The sequence below is a fragment of the Candidatus Omnitrophota bacterium genome (assembly GCA_028693815.1).
In the GTDB taxonomy this organism is placed as follows: Bacteria; Omnitrophota; Gorgyraeia; order Zapsychrales; family Aceulaceae; genus Aceula.
The window spans coordinates 1-23,407 of the sequence record JAQUUP010000012.1; the positions used below are offsets into that span (position 1 = coordinate 1).

Annotated in this window: 26 protein-coding genes; 1 reads left to right on the top strand and 25 read right to left on the bottom strand. The window is 36.8% G+C overall.

Annotated features, from left to right (window positions below; translation table 11 throughout):
- From PHY73_05135 to PHY73_05190, 12 genes are all read right to left on the bottom strand, one after another.
- Window positions 1-1,369 (bottom strand): leucyl aminopeptidase (locus PHY73_05135; GenBank protein ID MDD3375088.1); only part of this gene is annotated, 1,369 nt, incomplete at its 3' end.
- Window positions 1,370-1,381: 12 nt separating this feature from the next.
- On the bottom strand, window positions 1,382-2,662 hold the full coding sequence (locus PHY73_05140; GenBank protein ID MDD3375089.1) for a citrate synthase: 1,281 nt from the start codon (window positions 2,660-2,662) through the stop codon (window positions 1,382-1,384).
- 176 nt (window positions 2,663-2,838) lie between these two features.
- Window positions 2,839-3,231 (bottom strand): response regulator, encoded by a 393-nt coding sequence (locus PHY73_05145; protein ID MDD3375090.1) that lies wholly within the window; start codon window positions 3,229-3,231, stop codon window positions 2,839-2,841.
- A 14-nt stretch (window positions 3,232-3,245) separates the two neighbouring features.
- Complete coding sequence (locus PHY73_05150; GenBank protein ID MDD3375091.1) at window positions 3,246-3,584, bottom strand: Hpt domain-containing protein; 339 nt, start codon at window positions 3,582-3,584, stop codon at window positions 3,246-3,248.
- A 10-nt stretch (window positions 3,585-3,594) separates the two neighbouring features.
- A complete protein-coding gene (locus PHY73_05155; GenBank protein MDD3375092.1) occupies window positions 3,595-4,176 on the bottom strand; it encodes a hypothetical protein in 582 nt (193 codons plus the stop codon).
- Window positions 4,177-4,191: 15 nt separating this feature from the next.
- Window positions 4,192-4,584 carry a response regulator gene (locus PHY73_05160; GenBank protein ID MDD3375093.1) on the bottom strand — a complete coding sequence of 131 codons (393 nt, stop codon included), beginning with the start codon at window positions 4,582-4,584 and terminating at the stop codon, window positions 4,192-4,194.
- A complete protein-coding gene (locus PHY73_05165; protein MDD3375094.1) occupies window positions 4,571-6,751 on the bottom strand; it encodes a response regulator in 2,181 nt (726 codons plus the stop codon). The genes PHY73_05160 and PHY73_05165 overlap by 14 nt, the downstream gene beginning before the upstream one ends.
- Window positions 6,752-6,756: 5 nt before the next feature.
- Window positions 6,757-7,827 (bottom strand): response regulator, encoded by a 1,071-nt coding sequence (locus PHY73_05170; GenBank protein ID MDD3375095.1) that lies wholly within the window; start codon window positions 7,825-7,827, stop codon window positions 6,757-6,759.
- A 62-nt stretch (window positions 7,828-7,889) separates the two neighbouring features.
- Complete coding sequence (gene surE / locus PHY73_05175; protein ID MDD3375096.1) at window positions 7,890-8,657, bottom strand: 5'/3'-nucleotidase SurE; 768 nt, start codon at window positions 8,655-8,657, stop codon at window positions 7,890-7,892.
- Between the two features lie 34 nt (window positions 8,658-8,691).
- Complete coding sequence (mutY, locus tag PHY73_05180; protein MDD3375097.1) at window positions 8,692-9,759, bottom strand: A/G-specific adenine glycosylase; 1,068 nt, start codon at window positions 9,757-9,759, stop codon at window positions 8,692-8,694.
- A 6-nt stretch (window positions 9,760-9,765) separates the two neighbouring features.
- Window positions 9,766-10,632 (bottom strand): NAD(+)/NADH kinase, encoded by an 867-nt coding sequence (locus PHY73_05185; protein MDD3375098.1) that lies wholly within the window; start codon window positions 10,630-10,632, stop codon window positions 9,766-9,768.
- Window positions 10,633-10,636: 4 nt separating this feature from the next.
- Window positions 10,637-11,296: an HAD family phosphatase gene (locus PHY73_05190; GenBank protein ID MDD3375099.1), complete on the bottom strand. Its 660-nt coding sequence runs from the start codon at window positions 11,294-11,296 to the stop codon at window positions 10,637-10,639.
- Window positions 11,297-11,397: 101 nt separating this feature from the next.
- Here PHY73_05190 and PHY73_05195 point away from each other — a divergent pair, with 101 nt between their 5' ends.
- A complete protein-coding gene (locus PHY73_05195; protein MDD3375100.1) occupies window positions 11,398-13,086 on the top strand; it encodes an SUMF1/EgtB/PvdO family nonheme iron enzyme in 1,689 nt (562 codons plus the stop codon).
- 6 nt (window positions 13,087-13,092) lie between these two features.
- Here the strand turns inward: PHY73_05195 and PHY73_05200 are convergent, their stop codons facing one another.
- From PHY73_05200 to PHY73_05260, 13 genes are all read right to left on the bottom strand, one after another.
- A complete protein-coding gene (locus tag PHY73_05200) occupies window positions 13,093-13,683 on the bottom strand; it encodes a VTT domain-containing protein (protein ID MDD3375101.1) in 591 nt (196 codons plus the stop codon).
- 9 nt (window positions 13,684-13,692) lie between these two features.
- Window positions 13,693-14,223, bottom strand: a complete 531-nt coding sequence (locus PHY73_05205) for an RNA methyltransferase (protein MDD3375102.1) — start codon at window positions 14,221-14,223, stop codon at window positions 13,693-13,695.
- Entirely contained in the window at window positions 14,162-14,716 is a 555-nt protein-coding gene (locus PHY73_05210) for an SET domain-containing protein-lysine N-methyltransferase (GenBank protein ID MDD3375103.1), read from the bottom strand. Before PHY73_05210 ends, PHY73_05205 begins: the two co-directional genes overlap by 62 nt.
- A gap of 14 nt (window positions 14,717-14,730) precedes the next feature.
- A complete protein-coding gene (locus PHY73_05215) occupies window positions 14,731-15,357 on the bottom strand; it encodes an epoxyqueuosine reductase QueH (protein ID MDD3375104.1) in 627 nt (208 codons plus the stop codon).
- A 21-nt stretch (window positions 15,358-15,378) separates the two neighbouring features.
- Complete coding sequence (locus PHY73_05220) at window positions 15,379-15,798, bottom strand: nuclear transport factor 2 family protein (GenBank protein MDD3375105.1); 420 nt, start codon at window positions 15,796-15,798, stop codon at window positions 15,379-15,381.
- Between the two features lie 192 nt (window positions 15,799-15,990).
- Window positions 15,991-17,685 (bottom strand): cation:proton antiporter, encoded by a 1,695-nt coding sequence (locus tag PHY73_05225; protein ID MDD3375106.1) that lies wholly within the window; start codon window positions 17,683-17,685, stop codon window positions 15,991-15,993.
- 34 nt (window positions 17,686-17,719) lie between these two features.
- Window positions 17,720-20,107 (bottom strand): homocysteine S-methyltransferase family protein, encoded by a 2,388-nt coding sequence (locus PHY73_05230; GenBank protein ID MDD3375107.1) that lies wholly within the window; start codon window positions 20,105-20,107, stop codon window positions 17,720-17,722.
- On the bottom strand, window positions 20,108-20,731 hold the full coding sequence (locus PHY73_05235; protein ID MDD3375108.1) for a vitamin B12 dependent-methionine synthase activation domain-containing protein: 624 nt from the start codon (window positions 20,729-20,731) through the stop codon (window positions 20,108-20,110).
- Window positions 20,732-20,765: 34 nt separating this feature from the next.
- Entirely contained in the window at window positions 20,766-21,188 is a 423-nt protein-coding gene (locus tag PHY73_05240) for a GRP family sugar transporter (protein ID MDD3375109.1), read from the bottom strand.
- A gap of 42 nt (window positions 21,189-21,230) precedes the next feature.
- Window positions 21,231-21,635 carry a hypothetical protein gene (locus PHY73_05245; GenBank protein ID MDD3375110.1) on the bottom strand — a complete coding sequence of 135 codons (405 nt, stop codon included), beginning with the start codon at window positions 21,633-21,635 and terminating at the stop codon, window positions 21,231-21,233.
- A gap of 27 nt (window positions 21,636-21,662) precedes the next feature.
- Complete coding sequence (locus PHY73_05250) at window positions 21,663-22,022, bottom strand: CoA-binding protein (protein MDD3375111.1); 360 nt, start codon at window positions 22,020-22,022, stop codon at window positions 21,663-21,665.
- 2 nt (window positions 22,023-22,024) lie between these two features.
- On the bottom strand, window positions 22,025-23,065 hold the full coding sequence (gene pyk, locus PHY73_05255; GenBank protein MDD3375112.1) for a pyruvate kinase: 1,041 nt from the start codon (window positions 23,063-23,065) through the stop codon (window positions 22,025-22,027).
- On the bottom strand, window positions 23,052-23,369 hold the full coding sequence (locus PHY73_05260; GenBank protein MDD3375113.1) for a hypothetical protein: 318 nt from the start codon (window positions 23,367-23,369) through the stop codon (window positions 23,052-23,054). The genes pyk and PHY73_05260 overlap by 14 nt, the downstream gene beginning before the upstream one ends.
- Window positions 23,370-23,407: the final 38 nt, after the last annotated feature.

The following is a 23,407-nucleotide window of genomic DNA, read 5'->3' on the forward strand; positions in this document are numbered from 1 at the left end:
TGCGAGCAGAACCCTCAACAAAAGACGTCCCAGCAATATCAAGATGCGCCCATTTAGCATCACCAACGAATTGCCGCAAGAATTCTGCCGCCGAACAAGTGCCAGCCGCACCTTTTGGTAATCCAGTACTCTTTAGATCCGCATACTGAGATTTCAGATGATCTTTTAGCTCGGGATAACTTGGAAGTCGCCAAGCCCGATCATCGGTTTTTTCAGCAGACTTTAATATTTGATTCGCCAACTGATCATCATTTGAGATAAGGCCAGTATAATCATAGCCAAGAGCAACAACGCAAGCTCCTGTCAACGTCGCTAGATCAATAATATATTTTGGTTTATAGTTCTTAGAAACATAGCCCAGTGCATCAGCTAAAACAAGACGGCCTTCGGCATCCGTATTTCCAATCTCAACAGTTTTGCCAAGATAACTCTTAAAAACATCGCCTGGCTTATATGCACCAGAACCAATCGCATTCTCTGCCATAGCACAAACAAATAATAAATTCTTTTTCAGATTTAACGAAACTACATTTTTAAGTGTTCCAACGACGGCAGCTGCGCCACCCATGTCGGTACGCATTGTTTCCATGTATCCTGTTGGCTTTAAATTAAGTCCACCTGTATCAAAAGTAATGCCTTTGCCTACAAGCGCGGTATAATCCTTTGATTTTGGATCTCCCTTATAGCGAACGATAATTAGTTTTGGTGGATATTTGCTTCCTTTGTTTACCGCTAAATGTAAATGTAGCCCTTTTTTCTTTAAGTCTTTTTCATTTAGAATTTCTAACGAAATATTCTTTTTGCCCTTAATAAGTGATTTTATTACCTGCTCAATAAAGATCGATGTTACAGTATCAGCATTATCATTAACCAAATCGCGAGCAAAATTCACACCTTCACAGACTACAACGAATTCTCGATATATTTTCTTTGGAACAACATTGATATTTACTTTTTTCTTTTCTAACTTTGAAGACTCTGAAATGTATTTTTTCCACTGATAGGATCCAAGCTCTATCCCCTCGACATAACTACGAATGCTTTCATCAGAATTGTCATGAACAATACAGTTGATATTTTTTGCTTTCTTAAGATATGTTGAAAGCATTAGCTGCCTTACCGCAATTCTTAAAATCGGTAAAGTTAGCTCTTTTTGCTTGCCAAGCCCAACGAACAAATACAAATTCTTTTGTGTTGCCATCGGAAAAATCTCATGCAACGATGCAGAAAATTTCTTCGACATTAAAAGAAGATTTATATGCTTTTGAATCTCGCTTGGAATTTTAAGCGTTTGAACTTTTTTAATCTGATCTTCGGTTAAAAAAATAACATGTTCAGATGCTGATGATGTCTTTGAAAATGTGATCACGAATCAACCTTTCTATTTACGTTTTTCTATTGGGATGTAGTCTCGTTGTGTCTCGCCGATATAAATTTGTCTCGGACGATTAATCCTTAAAATTTCAGAATCGCGCATTTCCATCCATTGTGCAATCCATCCTGGCATGCGTGCCATGGAAAACATAACAGGCGCCATGTCTACAGGGATACCAATTGCGCTATAAATAATACCACTATAAAAATCAACATTTGGATAAAGCTTTCTTTCAACAAAAAAGTCATCCTTAAGCGCAATCTCTTCTAGTTTCATTGCAATTTCTAAAAGTGGGTCATGGATACCAAGACGCTCCAACAAAACATCCGCACGTTTTTTGATAATACGAGCGCGTGGATCATAATTTTTATACACACGGTGCCCGAATCCCATTAATCGCGTTTTGCTATCGCGATCCTTAACTTTCGTGATAAATTTCTTAACATCTCCACCACTACGTTGAATCTTTTCAAGCATTTCGGTTACCTTTTGATTCGCGCCACCGTGAAGAGGCCCCCAAAGCGCACAAATACCCGAAGAAACGGAAGCAAAAAGATTTGCCATCGAGCTTCCAACCATGCGAACCGTTGATGTTCCGCAATTCTGTTCGTGGTCAGCATGCAAAATAAACAATGTCTGAAGCGCTTCAACAACATCATCTTCAATGACATAATCTCTATTTGATGACGAGAACATCATGTTTAAGAAATTTGGAATAAACCTTAAATCTGATCTTGGATAAACAAAAGGCTCACCAATTTTCTTTTTGTATGAAAAAGCTGCAATAGTCCTAACTTTTGAAATAAGTTCGACTGCGATCGTCCCTATATTTTTCTTTGGTTCATTTTCCTCTAATTCTGGATAATAAGCAGACAAAGAGCAAACCATAGCTGATAGAATTCCCATCGGATGACCCGAAGTTGGATATCCATTAAAGAAATTTCTCATATCTTCATGAATCATTGAATGAACTGTAAATTTCTTAGAAAAGTCCTCTAGTTGTTTCTTTTTTGGAAGTTCTCCATAAATCAGCAAATATGCTGTTTCTACAAATGATGAATTCTCTGCTAACTGTTCAACGGGAATTCCTCGATAACGCAAGATACCCTTTTCGCCATCAATAAAAGTAATTGCACTTTTACAGGATCCAGTGTTAGCATATCCATTGTCCATCGTAATATATCCGGTTTTAAGCCTTAAACTAGAAATATCAATAGCCTTTTCATTTTCACTTCCAACAATAATTGGAAATTCATATATTTTTCCATCTAGTTTCAACTTTGCCATCTTTTGCGTAGAAGGCAGATCAGTCTTTACTGACTTTTTAGGTATTTTTTTTGCTTTAAGCATTATAGCTCCTTGGTTATATATACTAATATTATATATTTAATGAATTATCATTATAAGCAGAACTGCTCATAATTGCAAGGGCAAGTTAGGATAATCTTTATCAGGAAATTAAGCTAAACGGAGCCGTCAAGCTTCTTTTTGATCTTGTCAATCAGCTTTGTTGCATCAATTGGCTTAATAATATAATCGTTACAGCCTTGATAAAAAGCATCTAAAAATGGTTTTTTATGAGCTGTGACCATAATGATAGAAACCCCTTCACCTAAAGGAATATCGGCTGCCTCTTCACTTTGTCGAATTTTTCGAAGAAGCTCAAGGCCATTGATTTCAGGCATCTCAATATCTAGAAGAATCAGATCGTAATGCTTTTCTTGAAGAGATGCATTATATTTGTCGATTGCTTCTTTTCCGTTAGACGCAACATCGCAATCAGCAGTATCACGCAAAATTTCTGCTATAAGTTCACGACTTTCATAATTATCATCAACAATCAATATTTTCCACATTTTAAAATCTCCTCTTATTTTTGTTCCATATGATTAAAAAACAACTCTGATTCTTTTTTAAAAGCATCAAACAGCTCTATAATCTTTTCTTGAGGCTCTTCTGCCTTAACTGCCAAATGCATTGTATCAGCCGTGCAATAAACTTCATTTAAACGCAAATTCCCAGCTGTTCCTTTGACTTCATGCATAATTGCGCGAATTTTATCAATATTTCTTTGTGGCACAAGCTCATCGAGCTCAGCAATCTTTTGTGCTAAAGTGCCTGTAAAGCTCTTTAAAAGTTTTTCTAAAATTTCAGCGCGAACATGGAGCTCTTCGCAAACCTTATTGACATCGTATTGAAACTCCCCCATATTGTTCCTTTCATGCTTTCGGGACAAGGCCCATTGACATATCAATAATCAATCTTTTTTGATCTTTAATAAAAAATGACAATTCATATTTTTCACGCTCATTATAGGAAAACGGAATTCCAACAACAGCACGATTTCGATAGCTTGTAAAATGTGACATCTCAAGCTCAATATAACCCATGCCAGAAATTGCAGTCTTAAATGCGCCAGCAACAATATTACATAGAGTTCCGCAGCAATCAGCCAAGGCCTCAAGATCCTCATCATCCGCCAAAGGGTATTTTAATAATTTTAAAAGATCAGTAACGTATGTCTGCTCAATATAAACAACAATCCCACCAATCGCTTTATTCTTTTCCATATCCGAGGTAGTATTGTAATAATTGATAAACGAAATAAACGTTGGCTCATTAAATTTTTCCATGCCGTCAGCACGCATCATGCCGTTGTATTCAATAATATTACGTTTTTCAACAACAGGATCTTGTGAAAACTTTATATCATTGCGCTCTTTAAACATTTTAACAACACTCTCTGAAAGTGCTTTTGCAAATTGCTCAAGATCTGGGTTTGCTTTTCCTCCAAAAAACATATTATTCCTTCCTATTTATGAAATATAAGGTTTAATAGACTCAACTAAGACTTCTGGCTCATATGGCTTGACAACATATCCAGCTAAATCCGGATTAACCTGTTTTGCTTGTTTTTTATTTTCATCAGATCCAGAAGCGGTAACCATGACAATAGGAACTTTGGAAACAGCCGGAACTTTCACAACTCCTTCCATAAACTCCAATCCTGTCATTTCTGGCATCTGCCAATCAAGCAAAATAATGGCAATATCTTTATGATTATGCCCTAAAACTTCAATAGCATGCTCCCCACTTTTTGCTTGAAGAAATTCATTTTTAATACCAGAACCTTTTAATATTTCAATTAAAAGTTCGCGTTCAAGCGTTGAATCATCTACAACTAAAATTTTTTTATTATTTTCGGCCATATGATATAATTTTATCCTTAAAATCGTCCATATTAAATGGTTTTGTTAAAAAATCATTAAACCCTATTTCAGAGCACTTTTCACGATCCTCTTGATCATCAGCTGCGGTGAGTGCAACAATCGGTAAATCATGGCTAATTTCTTGACGAATAATCTGAGCCGCGGCAAAGCCATTTAAAACAGGCATCTGAAGATCCATAAAACAAATATCGTATTTCTTCTGTCGAACCATCTCGATAGCTTCCTGTCCATTTAACGCATAATCGCCGTCACATCCAATAGATTCAAAATAAGCCTTAATCAACTCAATATTTGTTGCGCTGTCATCAACAATTAAAACATTGATCCCATTGCAATCGCCATCAAGATGTGGGCAGGATTGTCTTTCAATGTCTTGTGGACTCAACACATTAAACGTATCTTTTAAAAGAGCTAGTAATTCTTTAAGAATGATTGGACGAAGCAAAAAATCATCAAAACATTCTTTGTACGCTTCACTCGAAATAACAAATCCCATATTTCCAGACACAGCCACTAATCTTGTGCTTTTAAGACTTTCTTCTTGCTTGATACGGCTTGCTAAAAGATAGCCTTCTTCTTTGTGTGTCAAAATATCAATAAAAATAAGATCTGGTTTTTCACCTTGTTTTGCTTTTTCTAGAATTTCGCCTAAAACTTTTTTAGAATCACCGCTTAAACACTCTACGTTAAGTGACAACTCGGCGCATACTTTTTCTAAAGTTTTTCGAGGATCAGTATCTACAACTATGATATTCTTTTTTAGAATTTCATCAAGGTTAAAATTAATTTCATTTTTTTTCTTAGCAATATCGACAATCGGAAACTCCATCGTAAAAATAAACTGACTTCCTTTATTAACTTCAGAGGTGACCCATATTTTTCCACCCATAACCTCAACATAGCTTTTAGATATTGTTAAACCTAATCCAGTTCCGCCGTATTCACGCGTGATTGTTTTGTCACCTTGCGTAAATGGTTCAAAAATAAATTTTTGCCGACTTGCAGCAATGCCAATCCCTGTATCAACAGCAGAAAAACGCAAACTAATATTTTTGTTTGGCTCTAAAATAATCTCTTTTTCAGCATCAAACTCAATAATCAATCCAACCTCACCTTTTTCAGTAAATTTAGTTGCGTTGCTTAACAAATTAATTAAAATTTGGCGTAATCTCGTCGGGTCCCCTTTGAGGTGAACAGGAATTTCAGGATTCAAATCAAAAAATAATGAAATTGGTTTTCCATCTAAACGTGTACGGACAATTTGAAAAACATCTTCAATGAGATCTTTAAGATTAAACGGAATTGTTTCAAGTTTTAATTTTCCACGTTCAACTTTGGCAAGATCCAATATGTTATTAATAATCTCCAACAATAGCTCCCCGCTTGATCGAATGGATCGCAAAAACTCCTTTTGCTTATTTTCAAGAGGACTTTTGATAAGGATATCCGAAAAACCCATAATCGCATTGATCAGCGTTCGCATTTCATGTGACATGCTAGCGAGCATATCACTTTTTTCAGCTGCGGATTTTTGTGCTTGCTGACTTAATTTGATCGCCAATTCGCGTTCTTTAATTAGCTCTTGCTGCCTCTTAAGAATATTAGAACGACTATCCCCTTGCTTTGAGACAGGCAAGCTAATAGGAGAAATTTTGCCCGAACGCTTGTCTGTGATCACTTTTGAAATTGCATTTGAAACTGTTCGATCCTTCAAGAGGCTAGTTTTACTAATAATTAAAGAAATGTCGGGATACGGACTTTCAAGCTTTCCCTGGTTAGAAATTTGCTCGTTCAGTAAATCCAAAAATATGCGAAGATTATCAATGCACTCAAGCATGACTTCTGCAACCTCATCGTCAAATGACAATAAGTTCTTTCTCAACAAATCAAATATCTCTTCCATCCGTGCTGCCAAATATTGAATATCTTTTAAATTTAAGAATCCCGACAAACCCTTGATTGAATAACATACTTTAAATCCCTTAGCAATCGCTTCTGAGTCTGTCGGAACAGCCTCAAGAGCAAGAACAGCATTCTTAGCATCCATCAAAAGATTCAATGCTTCTGCGGTAAACTCAGAAAGCATATCAGTCTGCTCTTCAAGATTTAAATTTGGAATTTCTGATTTAAAATTATTCTCATTCATAAATATTATTCTTCGTGCTCACAGCGATAATCTCGTTCAATGATTTCTCGATCTTTTTCAACGATAACAAAAAAACGCTCAACTAATTCTGGATCAAAATGTTTCCCACTAGCATATCTAATTTCAGCAAGAGCATCATCGATCGTCCATGCTTTTTTATACGGTCGTCTTGATAAAAGCGCATCAAAAACATCGCAAATAGCAACAATGCGCCCAACAAGAGGAATGTTTTCTCCTTTTAATCCTTTTGGATATCCCGATCCATCCCATTTTTCATGATGAGTCAAGGCAATGATTTCTGCCATTCTCATTAACTCAGAATCACTTCCTGACAAAAGTTGCGCCGCTAAAACTGTATGCGACTTCATAACCTCCCATTCATCAGCCGTGAGCTTTCCTGGTTTTAAAAGAACACTGTCAGGAATTCCAATTTTTCCAATATCATGCAAAGGGCTCGCATTAAGCAAAAGATCACATTGATGCGCATCAAGACCTGTGGCTTTCCCTAGCTTCACACAAAGCTTGCTCATCCGAATAATATGTGATCCTGTGTCTTCGTCTCGACATTCAGCGGCACACGCTAAACGCCTAATAATATCCAATCGGGTATCTGTCAGTTCTTTTGTGCGTTCCTTAACTTTTTCTTCTAAAATCTTATTTTGATCGCGAACCTGATTATTTAAAAGTTGCGCCTCAATAATATTTCGAATTCGCACCAAAACTTCAATGCCTTCGTATGGCTTTGCAATAAAATCCATTGCCCCTGCTTCAAGCGCCTTAAGACAAATATCTTGCCCTCTATCAGGCGATAGCGCCAACAAAGGTAATCGTTCTCCCCCTGTGATCTCTTTGAGCTGCTCAATAACAGAAAATCCATCAATCTTAGGCATTTCTAAATCTAAAAGAATCAAGTCAGGATTCTTCTCTTTATAAAATTCTATTCCTTCTTGAGGATCTGTCGTGCTTTCAATATTAACATATCCAGATTTGCGCAGAATATCCTCTAAAAGACCAATATGAAGCTTTTGATCGTCAATAATTAGAATTTTTGCTTCTAAAATTTCTTTATCTAGCATAAGTAAACCTCTGCATCTATTGTAATTCAAATATTAAAGAATCAAACATAAAAATGAAAAATTTAAGCCAAATTCCAATTTTCAAGACTTGACAAAACTTTATAATCTGTTGAATCGCTTTCAATAGGAGTAATGCAAACGTATCCTTGATTAAGAGCAACAGTATCCACAGTCTCTTTTCGTTCAGTTTTTGGAATTTCGCCGCTCATCCAATAATATTGAAGATCGCTTGGGTCTTTTCTTGAAACAAATTTTGCCTTAATCGGAATCTTTCCTTGGCTCGTCAATTTGATACCTTTAATTTTATTCTTAGGTAAATTTGGAACATTAAGATTTAAAAAAGTTCCTCTCGGTAAACTTTGATCAAGAATCTTTTTTGCAATTCTTCCGGCAATCTTGGCCGCATAAGAAAAATCAGGGTCAACAAACGTGTTTAACGACACCGCCATAGAGGCAACACCACACAGTGCTCCCTCTCGTGCTGCTGCCACTGTCCCCGAATAAAAAACACTACAGCCTTCATTCGGTCCTAAATTGATTCCAGAAATAATCAAATCTGGCTTTTTTTTCAAGACAACCTCTAAGGCAAATTTGATGCAATCTGCAGGAGTTCCTGTAATCGCATGTCCTTTTATTCCTGCATCTTTTTTTGTTTTCTTAACCCAAATCGGTCGAGACAGAGTAATGCCATGGCCAACAGAGCTTCGCTGAGAATCGGGAGCCACAACTATAACAGAGGCGAATTTTGTCAATTCTTTATAAAGCGCTAGAATCCCATCAGCGCCGATGCCATCATCATTGGTTAATAATATTTTTATGTGTTTTTTCATAATTGTTTTATTTACTATAACACAGTCGAGAAAGTCATTCTATGTCTTTTCTTATCTTTATAATATAATCGAGAATCTTTGAACTTCCTGACGGCATAGGATAATTATAAATATTTTTCAAACTAACCCAGCGGTGTGTTTTATCTATTTTCGGCAAAGGGCTAACCTCGCAATCCAAAACATGCAAATTAACAGAAAATTGCGTATAAAAATGTTTTAGATTAATCATCTTTTTTGCAGAAACAAGATTAACGCCAATCTCCTCTTTTAATTCACGCTTTAGCGCTTGTTTTGGAGTTTCATTTTTTTCAATCTTCCCTCCTGGAAACTCCCACAAATCAGCCAAAAGACCCTTGTTATTTCTTTTCTGAATAAAAAAAGAATTTTTATTTTTGATCACCCCAACCACAGCATCAATTTTCTGTATTACCTTTTTTTTAGGTTTAGGAATAATTTCCTGTGTCCCTTTTTGATACGCGCAACATGTTTCTTTAACCGGACACATGGTGCAAAGTGCATTATCCGTTCTGCAAATCAAAGCACCCAACTCCATCAATCCTTGATTAAACGAACTAAGATCTTTTTGCGGTAATGCTTTTTCTAAAAATTCTAGAATTTTCTTATCTTGGCTTGTGTCGGCATATCCCTCTAAAGCTAATTGGCGCATAATCACCCGACGGACATTCGCATCAACAATCGGATAACGAGCATCAAACGCAATGCTCAAAACCGCCCCTGTTGTATACGGGCCAAAGCCAGGCAGTTTCAAAAGATCTTTGGCGCAACACGGAAGCTTGCCCTTGTGGTTCTTCAAGATAATTTTTGCGGTTTTATGAATATTACGGGCTCGGCTGTAATATCCCAACCCTTGCCATTGTTTTAATATTTTCTGAAGCGGCGCGTTTGCAACTGAACGCATTGTTGGAAACTTTTTGATCCACGCTTTATAATACGGAATAACAGCGTTAACAGTTGTCTGCTGAAGCATAATCTCGGAAATCCAAATCTTATACGAATCGGTTGTCTTGCGCCAAGGAAGATCTCGTTTGTTTTTCGAATACCAAGAGATAAGATTCTTTGAGAAATTTTTTATATTTTGCATAAATCGTTAAAGAAAAACCTTTAGCGGATATCTAGATTTTGAAATGCGGATTTTATCACCAAACCTAAAGGTGGCGCAACAATGTGCACCATCAAAATAAATGACACCATCATCCATTGATGACTTAACAAAAACCGGATAAGAAAAATTAAGCAATCCCCCTTTAAGCTGATACTTATGATTTTTACAATAGTAGAGCTCTCTAGGCTGATATAAAAATTGCTCACTCGATAATTTTATGGCACGTCCACCTGCAGAACGAATTGCGCCTGTTGATCCAGCTGAAGTCGAAAACCATACACCAGAACTACGCTGATATTCCTTAATTCCGTTTGCATTTAAAACATATCGACTCATGGTGGCAGGATTTTGATCACAGATCAAAACATCATTGGCCGCTTGCCATATCTTTTTATGTTTTTTAGACGAGATTGATAATCGAGCAATTGAAGTTGCCTTTTTTTCACCCGAAAAAATCTGATTAAAAATCGTTTTAAAATTTCCCTTTGTGCATCCGCAAAAGCGTCCAACGCTACGATCAGGATCAGAATTAACGCCCAAGATCTTTTCTTTTTTTAATTCACGGGCAGCCTGCAAAAACGTACCATCGCCGCCAACCGTAACAATAAAGTCATGTTGACGATAATCAATATTATCTTTCCGATATGTTTTTTTGTATTGAATATCCATTGACTTTAAGACACGTTCAACCTCATCAAGTGTCTTGTAGTGCTCAGCGTGCATTAACCGAAATCGTGCCATCTCAGAGGCAGAAAATGACATTTCTTTCTGCTTTTTTATTTTTCTTAAGAAATAAAACTCAAAGAATGTTTTCTTGTGAACAATGAGTGCATTTTTGATTTTACGATTCATATTTTTATTCTTTAGCGAAACAAATAGAATTTTGAAGTTCCTCAAACGAAGAAAAAATATAGTCTGCTTTTTTTAAATATTTGCGCGGCAAAGATGTTTCAAGCGCTAAACATCTCAATTTAGCACCTTTGGCAGATTCGATTCCCAAAGGTGCATTTTCAATAACAACAGATTCTTCTGGTTTTATTTTCAGCGCTTTTAAAACTTTTTTGTATGGTTCTGGATGTGGCTTTCCTTTTTTAACATCACTTCCTGTGACAATAACAGAAAATAAATCTTTTAACTCTTTTGGTAAAATCTTATTAAGCTCATGACGCGCCGTTCCGGTAGCAAGTGCTAAAACAAAATTGTCTTTGTGCATTCGTTTTAAAAATCTTCGAGCTCCTTTAATAAATTTAGGCCGAAAAATTTTCTTAAAAAGCTCTTCTTTTTCAATCAGAATTTCTTTGGCTTTTTTAAAACTAATTGTTCGCTCGTGATCTTTAAAAATTTCCCGAACAGCTTTAATGCCAGTTTGCCCTTCTCTTTGATAGACATCTAAATAGCTCATAGGAACACCTTCACGTTCAAAAATATGCTTCCATGCCTGATAATGATACGGCATTGTGTCAGTAATAACACCATCCATGTCAAAGATAACAGATTTACACATAAGATTTTTCATACAAAATAGTATACAGAGATATGGATGATATTCAAGTTGAAAACAAATAATTTCATGATAAACTTAGAGTATAAGTATATTTATTAAAGGAGCTATTATTTATGTATTATAAAAAGAACTTTATTTTTACGCTGTCTCTGTTTGTTTTTTTTCTTTTAATCCCGTCTTTTGCTTTAGCCGGTGGTCTCGAGATAGATTCATTTGGCCCATACTCAATTGATACTGACAATGATACACTAACTTTTAAAGCTGATATATCCTGGAATTATGCCTGGCGCAATGATGTTAGTCATGATGCAGTTTGGATTTTTATGAAATACTATGATCCCGATGATACCGAGTGGTGTCATGCGACTATGGCTGCAACTGGTACAAACCCTACAGGATTTGTACCGACTCAAGGAGCTGAAATCGTTGTTCCTGATGATGGTCTAGGATTTTTTATTCGAAGAGCTACCAACGGAACAAGCAATGCCTTAGTTCTTGATCCCGTTGAATTTGTTTGGGATTACGGAACAGATGGGCTCCTTGATTCCGATGTCCAAGACGCAACAACAACCTTTAGACTATTCGGAATTGAAATGGTTTATATTCCAAGTGGTGGATTTTATGTTGGCGATGGTGACAGCTCTTTTCTAAATGGTAATTTTGAAGACGCAACAAGTGGAGATCCAAAGTTTATCGACAGTGAAGATTTGTTGACATTGGGCGGAGGAGGAACCGGAAGCCTTGGAAATAACAATGCCGCAGGCATGGATACAGCTGATGATTTTAATGATTCAACCTCTAAAACCCTACCAGAAACTTTCCCAAAAGGATACAATGCTTTTTATTTAATGAAATATGAAATAACAAACGGTCAATATAGAGATTTTTTAAATACATTAACCTACGAACAGCAAGTATCAAGAACAGAAAATGCTCCAAATTCTGCAGCCGGCACTCGAGCAATGGATGATTCTTTTGGCAATGTTTATAGAAATCGAATTGAAATTGAAACATCAGGTGATGATTCTCCATCAACACCAGCAGTGTATGCCTGCGACTTAGACAATGATGGAAGTTATGACGAAACAACGGATGGAGAATGGATTGCTCTTACTTTTTTATATTGGGATGATCTAGCAGCTTTTTTAGATTGGGCGGCTCTACGTCCTTGGACAGAACTTGAATTTGAAAAAGCGTGTCGAGGCCCTCTTGATGCTATTGAAGATGAATATGCCTGGGGAACAACCGATTATAAATCCGGTACACGCTATACACTTTCCAATGCCGGTCAAGCGAATGAAGGAATTGCAACAAACTACTCAACAACGACAGGAAATCAAGTTACTTCAGGTAGTTATGATTCGGGAAACGCTGGACCTATGCGAGTTGGTATTTTTGCTGGCAATACATCTAATACTGGACGGGAAACTGCTGGCGCAGGTTATTACGGCAATATGGAACTCACCGGTAATCTATCCGAACAAGTTGTAACTGTTGGACACGCAACAGGACGTAATTTTAAGGGAACGCATGGCGATGGAGAACTAACTGACGATACAGTCACAGGGTACGAAGGAAATGCGACAAATTTAGACTGGCCTGGCATTGATTCAACCAACGCGCGAGGAGTGACTGGATCAACAGGAAGTGGATCACGTGGCGGTGGATGGTTTGACAATATCTCCCTAGGACCAATTGTTTCAAAAAGAATTGAGGCCGCTGATGTCTCAACTTCGTATATTTTCAAAAAAGGCGGTCGAGGAGCACGCACAGCGCCTGTATTTTCAAATATGGGAAATTAAATTAATCTAGAGAATTTTCTTTGCTAATAAAAATCCCAAGATTAAAAGAACCGAAAATCCAATTGTTAACCAATTAAAATACTTTTCAATAAACTCCTCTGCCCTGTCTCCAAAAAAATAAAATACTGTTGCCACAATAAAAAATCTCATCGAACGTCCAATAACAGAAGCTACAAAAAAACCTAAAAGACTAATGGAGCAAACACCTGCGGTAATCGTAAAAACTTTGTATGGAATTGGCGTAAACGCGGCCGTAAAAACAATCCAAAAAGAATGAAGTGCATATTTTGCTTTTACCGCATCAAAAATGTTTTGACTAAAAATATGAGGAATAAAAAATCCTTGCACCCTTTCCCACAAAAAATATCCAATCGCATATCCTATAATTCCACCCAAAACAGATCCAACACTACAAACAAGTGCATAAAAATAAGATTTTTTTGGCTTTGCTAGCCCCATGGCAATCAACAAGGTATCAGGCGGAACAATAAAAAAGCTAGATTCTGCAACCGCTAAAAGAAAAAGGGCAAAAACAGCATAAGGTGTTTTTGCCCAATGAATAACCCATAAATATAATTTTTTAAATATATTAGTCAATATTGTCTCCTATGATTTTAAACAATTTCTAATTTGGTACGCCATGATACCAAACGCCACTGAAACATTAAGCGAATTTTTAATGCCTGACATTTCTATTTCAACAGCCTGATCGCACAAATTTGCAACATCTTCAGAAACACCCTCTATTTCATTGCCTAAAACCAAACATACAGGCCCATAAGCTTTAATCTTCTCAAACGAAATACTTGTATCGGCTTGCTCTAAAACAAAAATCTTATATCCTTGGGCTTTTAAATCCTCTATGAGTTCACTAGCGCTATTTCTTTGTTCCCAATCAACAACTTCTTCTGCGCCAAGAGCGGTTTTTGAAATCATTGCATTTGGGGGAGTGCCCGTAATACCACAAAGCCAAATTTTTTCAAATCCAGCTCCATCCGCTGTTCTAAAAATAGACCCAACATTATACAGAGAGCGAATATTATTTAAAACGACACATGCTGGGATGCGTGGCTGTTTAAGCCTTTTTTCTTGTCGTTTTACGATTTGCTGATGGCTTAGTTTTTGCAATGTTTTCATGCCCCTCTAAAAGCTGAACCTTTTTTAATTTATGCCAATGATCTTTATCTAAAATATATCCAACACAATTATGCGCGCCGCATTTACACTCATGTTCATGATAATCTTCAAACCCATAACCATAATTGTACGAAAGCTCGGTTCCTTTTTTAATGTTCTTAGCCGCGACAATCCAAATATGGCCATGAATCAAATGAGCTTCACAATTAGGATGACAACTATGATTAATATATTTTGCTGTATTATATCGCACATTGCCGTCTAAATCATAACGCTTGTTAAGCTCAAAAATATAAACAGATCCATGTTCTTTATTTATTTTTGAATGACTAAGACATTCTTCTCCACGCCGATTTGATTCGGCTTTTGTGATCTTTTCGCCAACATATTCAATAATTTTAGTATCTTTAGGGATATCTTTTTTTGCGAAAATACCAAAATTATGAATGCTGGATTCTCTCTTTAAAACATACGGACTTGTTGTTGCTCTCATGAAATGTCTAGCCTCTAATATCTATTTTTTCCAATTTCAACCAAAGATTGCTTTTCTTGATACCTACGATTGTTGACATCACGCAAAGAAAATGCACAGCCACAATATTCTTGCTTATAAAAACTTTCTTGTTTTGCCAATTCATACATTCGCTGTGATCCGCCATCTTTTCTCCAATTATAATCCCAATAAGAAATATCTGGATAATTTGTCGCAATGCGCATTCCAGATTCTGTAATCTGATCAAGATTTTTCCACCTAGAAATACCCAGAGTGGTTGCAAATACCTTGAAATTATTTTCACTTGCATGCAAGGCCGTTTTATCAAGACGAATATCAAAACATTTTTCACAACGTTTGCCGCCTTCAGGTTCCAAGCTGAGATCTTCAACAGATTTTAGCCAACGAAACGCATCATAATCTGCATCAACAAAATCGATATTCATTTTTAACGCATAATTAACAACTTCCTTTTTTCGATTCAAATATTCTGTTTTTGGTTGAATATTTGGATTATAAAAAAATAATGTCGGCCTAATTTGTGAAAAAAGCATTGATTCGATAATCGACCCAGAGCACGGCGCACAACAGCAATGCAAAAGGACTCTCTTCTCACCTTGTGGAGCAATGAGCTTTTCCATTTATCTTTACCCTTTTATATTTTAGTTTTCACCCTGAAGATTATTATGACTTGCAATAACGCGCCACTTGCCATCTTCCTTTTTCCACGTCATTGTATACCGACGAATAGAACTATTGCCCGCACTGACATCATTCTTTGTGATTGTAAACAAACAATATTGCACAATCGCGATATCCCCATGAATAACAATATGCTGAGGCTTAAGCGCATGAATCAAAAACTTTGTGCTCTTAGACCAGAATCCAACCCAATGAAAAAGCCACCCTTGATCAACCGGATACGGGCTTTCATGACCGAATCCAACAAAACGGGGATGAATATAGCTTTTAAATTGATCAACCTTGCCATTAACAAGGCAATCCCAATGATCTTCAATGACTTTCCAAATTTCTTTTTGATCTTCTGTCCATTGCTCTGATAGTGAAATATAAGTTTCCATTTTTCCTCCCCGATAAATGAGTGTCTGATTTACGGAGCTTTTTTTGCGACGTCAAGTCAGCCACACGAATTAATCCTGTAAGTTGCGCGACCTAGCGCAACGCATCAGGACTTCCTTTAGAAAATTAAGAACAGCCCCATTGTATCATAAACGATTAGCAAATATAAATTCTTTTAAAGAAATAAACGCAATTTAGGCCGATTCATCAAAGCTTAAAATATGATGAACCTCTTCTGCCTTTGAGCACTCTAAAAGCCGATTTCGATTTCTCGTGTTTGACAAAAATCGAGAAACTTGACTTAAAAGCATGAGCTGGACCCCATCGTCATCACTATTGGTAAGCTCTAGAAATAAAAGTTGTACGCCAACATCATCCGGACTTTTAAAGTCAACCGGAGTTTTTAGCCTAAAAAAACACAGCATCGGATTTTGAAAATCCTTAATACGTGCATGGGGAAGCGCAACACCTTCGCCTATCGCCGTCGTCAGAAGAGCTTCTCTTTCAAAGATTGATTTCTTTATTTCCTTAGGGGAATCAATCAACTGTCGATCATGCATCAGCTTTACCATATTATTAATAACCTCAAGCTTATTTTTTCCATCAATATCCAAAAAAACATGATCCTTATCAAAAAAGTTTGCCAAAGGTCTTCGAACCGACTGAATAGCCCACTTTAAAACCGGGCCAATAGAAAGCGACGTTAGAATACAAACCATAACAATCAGAGAAAATGTTTTTTCCGGAAAAGCGCCAACTTCACGACCGATAAGAGCCACAATGATTCCCATGGTTCCTTGCGTCATCAACCCGCAAGCAACAGCCATAGAATTTCTTTTTCCGATACCACTTAAAATAGCGCCAGCAAACGCGCCCAAGATTTTCCAAAGGCAAGATAAAAGAAAAAACGCAAGAATCAATCCCCAATTTGTTTGAACTGTAAACTTTAGCTCCATTCCAACTAAAACAAAAAAGATCGGAGCAAAAACACCAAGAATAATATCTTGAATTGTTTGACGCATATGAGGATCAATTTTTTCTGACTCACCTGCCATAATCCCTGCCACAAAAGCACCGAACACAACATGAAGCCCAAGGATGTGAGCAACCGCACCATTTATCAATGTTAACGAAAATAAAAATGCTAAAATTGTTGCGGCATCATCTGTACGAGGCTGAATCCAATTTAGAATTTTATCGACAATTGCACGCCCAGCTGTTAACGTCAATCCTAAATAAAGAACAATTGTTACAAGTGGTTTTAAAACACCCATTACAGTGATGCTGCCTGTTCCAATCAATGAAACAATAATACCCAAAATAGCCCATCCCCAAATATCGCTTAAAACACCAGAAGTTAGGATATTTAGTCCAACATCAGAACGTAAAATTTTAAAATCCAAAAGAATCTTAGCGATAATTGGAATCGAAACAACAGAAAAAGCTGTTGCCATTAAAAGTCGACCAATATTAGGATTCATGACACTTGAAAAGAATGTATCTGGCAAAAGCGCCGAAGCACTATAAAACCCAACAAAAGGCACAGAAATAGCCAGAATCGAAGGTAAAATACTTTTATGCCCTTGCTGCATGTAGGCTTTTAAATCAATTTCAAGACCTGTAATCAGCAACAAAAACAAAATACAAAGCCAAGATATACCCTGAAGCAAATACGGCTCGGGTCCAATTGACGGAAAAAGTGCCTCTCTCCATGCTGGAAAGATTCTTCCAAAAACAGATGACCCCAAAAGAATGCCTGCAACCATCTCGCCTACAATAGCTGGCTGACCAAATCGTTTTGCAACTTCTCCCATGAAACGTGCAATAAAGATAATAATACCCAGCTCGGCGACAAATAAGAATATGTTATGTTCAGTTAATGCTGGCATAGTTATTTTTCTTTTTTAAAAATTAAGTTCTCTATCAAGATTTACTTAATTCCTTAGCAACACGCACTGCCTCAACTCCGTCTTGAGAATATTCTGCTCCCAAGCTTTGAGCATACGCTTTTGTAATGACAGCGCCCCCAACCATGAAACGGCATTTTATATTTTGCTGATCTGCCTTCTGAATAACATCCTTCATATTCACCATGGTTGTTGTCATTAATGCCGAAAGTCCGACAACTGGACTTTTATGTTTCTTGATTTCATTTACAATTCGATCTGCGGAAACATCTTTGCCTAAATCAATAACTTCAAATCCGTGATTCTTAAGAAGCAATGAAACAATGTTTTTTCCAATATCATGAATATCGCCTTTAACAGTTGCTAAGATTATGACATTCTTTTTTTCTGTCTTTATTTTCTTTTTCTTTAATTTTGGCTCTATGAATTCAAATGCAACTTTCATCGCCTCTGCGCTAGCAACCAATTGCGGCAAGAAATATTGCTTTTTATCAAAAAACTCGCCAACTTGATTAATGGCCGGAATCATAATGTTATGCACAACATCTTGCTCTGCAAAACCGGTTTTACACAAATCAGAAACCAGGCCTTTGATCTCCTCGCGATTGCCCTCTAAGATAGCTCGATAAACTTTTTGTTCTAAAGTCGCACCTTTTTCAGTTTTTTTGGGCAAAACTTTTTGCTTAGAATAATGAGAAATAAATCTAACCGCATCTTTATCCTTACCCAAAAGAAGTTTTTCAGCTAATTTTGAGAATTGACGCTTAAGTCGCATTGGATTTGCAATGACAGTAGACAGCCCCCTTTTTTCGAGCATTGAAAGAAATGTTGAATTGATGATCGAACGACAAGGCATTCCAAAAGAAACATTAGAAAGCCCAACAACCGTATTAACCTTAAAGGTATTAGCACACCAATCAACAGTCTTGATTGTTTCAACGCCAGCATTCGCTAGAGACGAAACCGACATAACCAAGCCATCAACAACAAAATCTTGCTTTGTAAACCCGTATTTCTTTGCCTTTTCAAAAACATTCTGAATAATAATCTTTCGCTCCTTAAAAGTTTTCGGCACAGATTTAGCTACGGGAAGCAAAATAAACATCGCACCATACTTCGAAGCAATAGGCAAAAGTTTTTCTAATTTCTCTTTTTCACCAGAGATTGAGTTTATCATCGCCCGCCCTGGATAAATGCGAAGAGCCTTTTCAACAGCCTCGACCTTAGACGAATCAACAACCAGCGGACTACCCGTGCTAACACTTAAGATATTGAGAGCTTTTTGAATTATTTTTTCCTCAACAACGCCCGGAGCACCAACATTAACATCTAAAAGATCAGCCCCAGCCACTTCTTGTTCGCGAGCAAATTGCCGAACCAAAGACATCTTTCCGTCAAATAGCTCTTTCTGAAATAATTTTCTTCCGGTTGGATTAATGCATTCTCCAATGACTAAGGCCCTGGAATGTTTCTGTAAAAAAAGATGTTTTCGCGCTGAGCTAACAGCGCTCAAAGATTTTAAGAGTGGTTTTCGCACCTTACTGGTCTTTGTCTTTTGATAAAGTGCTTGAATGTGCACAGGCGTTGTTCCGCAACATCCACCAACAATACTTGCTCCAGCTAAAATAAGTTTTTTACCTTCAGCTGCAAAAAAAGCTGACTTCATGTCAAAAACTGTTTTTCCGTCTTTTAATTTTGGCATACCTGCATTTGGCTTTGCAATCAGAGGTATTTTGGCATATTTGTACATCGACCGAATAAATGGAATCATTTCTTTCGGCCCAGCTGAACAATTGCATCCCACAGCATCCGCACCCAAGCTTTGCAAAGTAATTAAAGCTGTGACTGGATCTGTTCCATTAAGCGTTCGTCCATCTTTTTCGAATGTCATGGTCACAAAAACAGGTTTATCGGTAAGTTCACGCGCTGCGATCAAAGCGGCTCGCGCCTCTTGAATATCAATCATAGTTTCAATCACAATTAAATCCGCACCACCCTCCAAAAGACCACGAATCTGCTCTTTAAAGGCATTGACAGCATCTTCGAATAAAAGCGGGCCGAATGGTTCAATAAATTTTCCAGTTGGACCAACATCTCCTGCGACTAAACCATGAGGCCCTACGGCATGCTTTGCAATCCGAACAAGATCGCGATTAACTGATCGAACATCTTTTATTCCATATTCTTCCAATTTATATTGATTGGCACCAAAAGTGCAACTATAAACTAAATTTGCTCCAGACCTAATATAATCTCGATGAACACCAGAAATAATATCTGGATTATCCAAACACCATTTTTCCGGACAAACACCTTGCGGCATGCCTTTTTTCTGAAGTTCTGTTCCAGTTGCCCCATCTAAGAAAATAATCTTCTTTCCAAGAATTCTTTGTAACGTGCTCATCTATACTTGTGCTCCTATCCCTGAAATAGCAGTAACAGATTTTTCAGGTAACATTAAAAGTTCTTTAGTTAAATTAACACCAATTTTCTTCATTTCTAAGATATCAAAAACTGCTTTTTGATTTTCAAGCGCAAAATCCCCGTACCCAGCCGAGAATCGACGATGGTCAAGACTAAGCCCAAAACGAATAAGTTCACGCTTAAAAAAATTCATGATCCATGTTAATGCCGCATCCACGATTTCACTCGCAGCAGCATCATACACAACACTGCGCGCGAGATCATTATTTTGAGAGAAAGATTTAATTTTATGCATAATCTCATCGCCAGCTGTCGCACCCATAATCAGAACTTCGCTTGAGCCAGATAAGAAAGTCACAAGATCCTTACTTTTAAAACTAATGCCATTAGAAAGATCAATGCATCCGTTATCGATACTTTTAACGGGTAAGCGCAAGGCACACCCTTTTAAATGAATATGCTCAAAAGATTCTTCAATATAAAGATCTGTTTTCTGAATATGCTCTTTTTTTAGGACTGTTGATTCTCGCACATAACCCAACCTACGATAAATATCATCTTTTGGAATCTTAATTGAAATTGAATCAAAAAACTGAACTGCCATAATGTAAATTTATAACCTTTTTTATTTTTAAACTTTATCCTAACTTCAATGCCCAAATGCCACAAATGATTAAAACAGCGCCAAGCGCTTTAAGAAAAGAAAATGTCTCCCCCAAAAAAAGAACTGCCAGCAAGAATGCAACCAAAGGATAACTTGCAGATATTGGAACAATCTTAGAAACTTCGCCAATTTTAAGTCCATGATAAAAAACAAGCTGGGCAACAAAGCTTGCTAAAAATCCGCCTAGAATCAAAAACAAAGCAGATCGCATATTAACCGAACGAATCTCAGCTGGATTAATTATAAAAAATCCAAAAACAAGCAGTCCAAAAACAACACCAAGCGAACGGTAAAAAAGCCCAACAAAGGGATTTGTATCCGAAAGCCCGATCTTTTCTAAAATTGGAACAACGCCCCAAATACAAGCTGTTAACAAAGCCCACCCGAAAGCAGTCATCAATATTCTCCTTTTTTTTGTTTAAATTACTTTTGCCAAATCTTACATTGTTTTAATCGCAGCAATAACCGCATTATTATTTTCAGCAATAAGAACAATCCTGCTTTTCTTGCTTTTTTGTTCAACACTTCCATAAAGAAGCGTTATGTCGATCTTGCATTCAGAAATTCTCTGTGTTGCAGATAAAAGTGCCCCTGGCTTGTTATCAACGGTAAGAAAAACGATCTCTTCTTCTCGAACATCGTATTTTTTCTCTTTTAAAATTTTAATTGCACGCTTATGATTATCACAAACAAACATCATCAATCCATTCTTATCTACGGCATACGCGCAAACCGCCAAAAGATTAATTCCAGAGGAAGAAATAAGACTGCTAACCTCAGCCAAAGTTCCGACGCTATTACTTACTTTAACTAACAACTGTTTTCCAAGATCTACATCGACCATAATGGCCTCCTTTGTTAGATAGATTCTCTAAAATTGCTGCGTTGACAATAAAACGAGCGTGCAGGCATTAATAGCATCAATATTATTCTCCTGTGCTTTCTTTAGAAGATCTGGATTCTCAGCACCAGGATTAAAAATAATACGCCTCGGGCAAATACCAATAACATCCTGTGTCATCATGCTTGAGATATTTTGTCCTACATAAAACGTTATCGTATCAATTTTCTCAGAAATATCCTTTAAGGATGAAAAAACTTTAACTCCATCAATTTCTTTAAGCCGAGGATGAATTGGAAAAACAATGTGACCTTTTTCTCGTAAAAGTTTTAATGCCTTATTTGAATATCGATCTACCTTATGTGATGCTCCCACAATAGCCACATTCATAATTAAATCACTTTCTTAGCAATCGCTTGCTCAGTAAACTTACAAATTTCATTCATTGTTGTTACTGCCTCAACAGGATATTTCCCAGCGGCTGTTTCCTCTGAAAGCATCGTATAGTTTGTTCCATCAATAATCGCGTTGGCCACATCTGTCGCCTCTGCGCGAGTCGGCCTAATGTGGCTAGTCATGCTCTCAAGCATTTGAGTTGCTGTGATAACAAATTTTCTTTTTGCGCGACATTTTCTTATAATAACTTTTTGCAGAACTGGAACTTCATAAATTGGAAAACAAACCCCCATATCTCCTCGGGCAACCATAATGCCATCTGACGCATCAATGATTTCGTCAATGTTATCGACTCCTTGACGATTTTCGATTTTTGCAATAATTAAGCATTTCTTTTTATGGTGATTGACAATGTCTCGGACATTTAAAATATCTTGTTTGTTACGGATAAAAGATTGCGCAACAAAATCAACATCATGCTTTAAGCCAAATTCTAAATCAAAAACATCTTTGTCTGTCATCCCTTTAAATTTTAATTTTACATCAGGGATATTAATACCTTTATTTTCTTTAATAATACCAGGAACAATTGTTTTTGCGGTCAAAACTTTTTTTGTACATTTTTTTATGAGTAAAACAATATTCCCATCCTCAATATACATATGACTTTCTGGCTTAATGTCTTTTAAAGACCCGTCATAATCAAAAGGAATCGCGCTCTTAGAATGATACGATTCATCATTCGTTAAATAAACAATTTGATTTTTCTTTAAGGGCACGCATCGAGAAGCGAAATTCTTAAGACTTCCAATGCGAATTCTAAAACCCTCTAAATCTTGCAAAATTTTTATATGTCTTCGATATTTTGAATTAAGAGATCGAATCAATTTCATTTTCTCAAGATGATCTTTGTGGGTTCCATGAGAAAAATTAAGACGTGCGACATCCATGCCCGCGAGAATCATTTTACGCAAAACAGCTGCACTCTCGCTCGATGGGCCAAGCGTACAAATAATTTGTGTTTTAACTTTTGTCATTTTTCCTCTTTTCAATTAAACTTTTAAGCTTCTTTTGATGACGATCAAAACACTGCATTATAACTTCGTCAGCTGAAATCTTGTTTTCCAAAAATATTTCAAGGCACAAGACCGCCAAATCTCCCGTTTCAATTAAAAAATGTTTGTCTTGGCTTTGATAAAGATCTTCAATCTCGCCAACATGTTTTCGCATCAAACTTAAAAGCTTTGTCTCATGGCTTTTCTTTTTCTTATCATTATATTGCCGAGAAAGACTATGAACTTTTTTAATCTCGTCTAAAGCTTGTTTTGTAAAAACCTTCATCTCTTCTATCTTCCCCGAAAAATCAACAAAATAAGAAC

What these genes read in the sequence shown, in the direction of transcription:
- PHY73_05140 (MDD3375089.1), bottom strand. Translation starts at nt 2,662, where the DNA reads ATGGCAAAGTTGAAACTAGATGGAAAAATATATGAATTTCCAATTATT.
- PHY73_05145 (MDD3375090.1), bottom strand. Translation starts at nt 3,231, where the DNA reads ATGTGGAAAATATTGATTGTTGATGATAATTATGAAAGTCGTGAACTT.
- PHY73_05150 (MDD3375091.1), bottom strand. Translation starts at nt 3,584, where the DNA reads ATGGGGGAGTTTCAATACGATGTCAATAAGGTTTGCGAAGAGCTCCAT.
- PHY73_05155 (MDD3375092.1), bottom strand. Translation starts at nt 4,176, where the DNA reads ATGTTTTTTGGAGGAAAAGCAAACCCAGATCTTGAGCAATTTGCAAAA.
- PHY73_05160 (MDD3375093.1), bottom strand. Translation starts at nt 4,584, where the DNA reads ATGGCCGAAAATAATAAAAAAATTTTAGTTGTAGATGATTCAACGCTT.
- PHY73_05165 (MDD3375094.1), bottom strand. Translation starts at nt 6,751, where the DNA reads ATGAATGAGAATAATTTTAAATCAGAAATTCCAAATTTAAATCTTGAA.
- PHY73_05170 (MDD3375095.1), bottom strand. Translation starts at nt 7,827, where the DNA reads ATGCTAGATAAAGAAATTTTAGAAGCAAAAATTCTAATTATTGACGAT.
- surE (MDD3375096.1), bottom strand. Translation starts at nt 8,657, where the DNA reads ATGAAAAAACACATAAAAATATTATTAACCAATGATGATGGCATCGGC.
- mutY (MDD3375097.1), bottom strand. Translation starts at nt 9,759, where the DNA reads ATGCAAAATATAAAAAATTTCTCAAAGAATCTTATCTCTTGGTATTCG.
- PHY73_05185 (MDD3375098.1), bottom strand. Translation starts at nt 10,632, where the DNA reads ATGAATCGTAAAATCAAAAATGCACTCATTGTTCACAAGAAAACATTC.
- PHY73_05190 (MDD3375099.1), bottom strand. Translation starts at nt 11,296, where the DNA reads ATGAAAAATCTTATGTGTAAATCTGTTATCTTTGACATGGATGGTGTT.
- PHY73_05195 (MDD3375100.1), top strand. Translation starts at nt 11,398, where the DNA reads ATGTATTATAAAAAGAACTTTATTTTTACGCTGTCTCTGTTTGTTTTT.
- PHY73_05205 (MDD3375102.1), bottom strand. Translation starts at nt 14,223, where the DNA reads ATGAAAACATTGCAAAAACTAAGCCATCAGCAAATCGTAAAACGACAA.
- PHY73_05210 (MDD3375103.1), bottom strand. Translation starts at nt 14,716, where the DNA reads ATGAGAGCAACAACAAGTCCGTATGTTTTAAAGAGAGAATCCAGCATT.
- PHY73_05215 (MDD3375104.1), bottom strand. Translation starts at nt 15,357, where the DNA reads ATGGAAAAGCTCATTGCTCCACAAGGTGAGAAGAGAGTCCTTTTGCAT.
- PHY73_05220 (MDD3375105.1), bottom strand. Translation starts at nt 15,798, where the DNA reads ATGGAAACTTATATTTCACTATCAGAGCAATGGACAGAAGATCAAAAA.
- PHY73_05225 (MDD3375106.1), bottom strand. Translation starts at nt 17,685, where the DNA reads ATGCCAGCATTAACTGAACATAACATATTCTTATTTGTCGCCGAGCTG.
- PHY73_05230 (MDD3375107.1), bottom strand. Translation starts at nt 20,107, where the DNA reads ATGAGCACGTTACAAAGAATTCTTGGAAAGAAGATTATTTTCTTAGAT.
- PHY73_05235 (MDD3375108.1), bottom strand. Translation starts at nt 20,731, where the DNA reads ATGGCAGTTCAGTTTTTTGATTCAATTTCAATTAAGATTCCAAAAGAT.
- PHY73_05240 (MDD3375109.1), bottom strand. Translation starts at nt 21,188, where the DNA reads ATGACTGCTTTCGGGTGGGCTTTGTTAACAGCTTGTATTTGGGGCGTT.
- PHY73_05245 (MDD3375110.1), bottom strand. Translation starts at nt 21,635, where the DNA reads ATGGTCGATGTAGATCTTGGAAAACAGTTGTTAGTTAAAGTAAGTAAT.
- PHY73_05250 (MDD3375111.1), bottom strand. Translation starts at nt 22,022, where the DNA reads ATGAATGTGGCTATTGTGGGAGCATCACATAAGGTAGATCGATATTCA.
- pyk (MDD3375112.1), bottom strand. Translation starts at nt 23,065, where the DNA reads ATGACAAAAGTTAAAACACAAATTATTTGTACGCTTGGCCCATCGAGC.
- PHY73_05260 (MDD3375113.1), bottom strand. Translation starts at nt 23,369, where the DNA reads ATGAAGGTTTTTACAAAACAAGCTTTAGACGAGATTAAAAAAGTTCAT.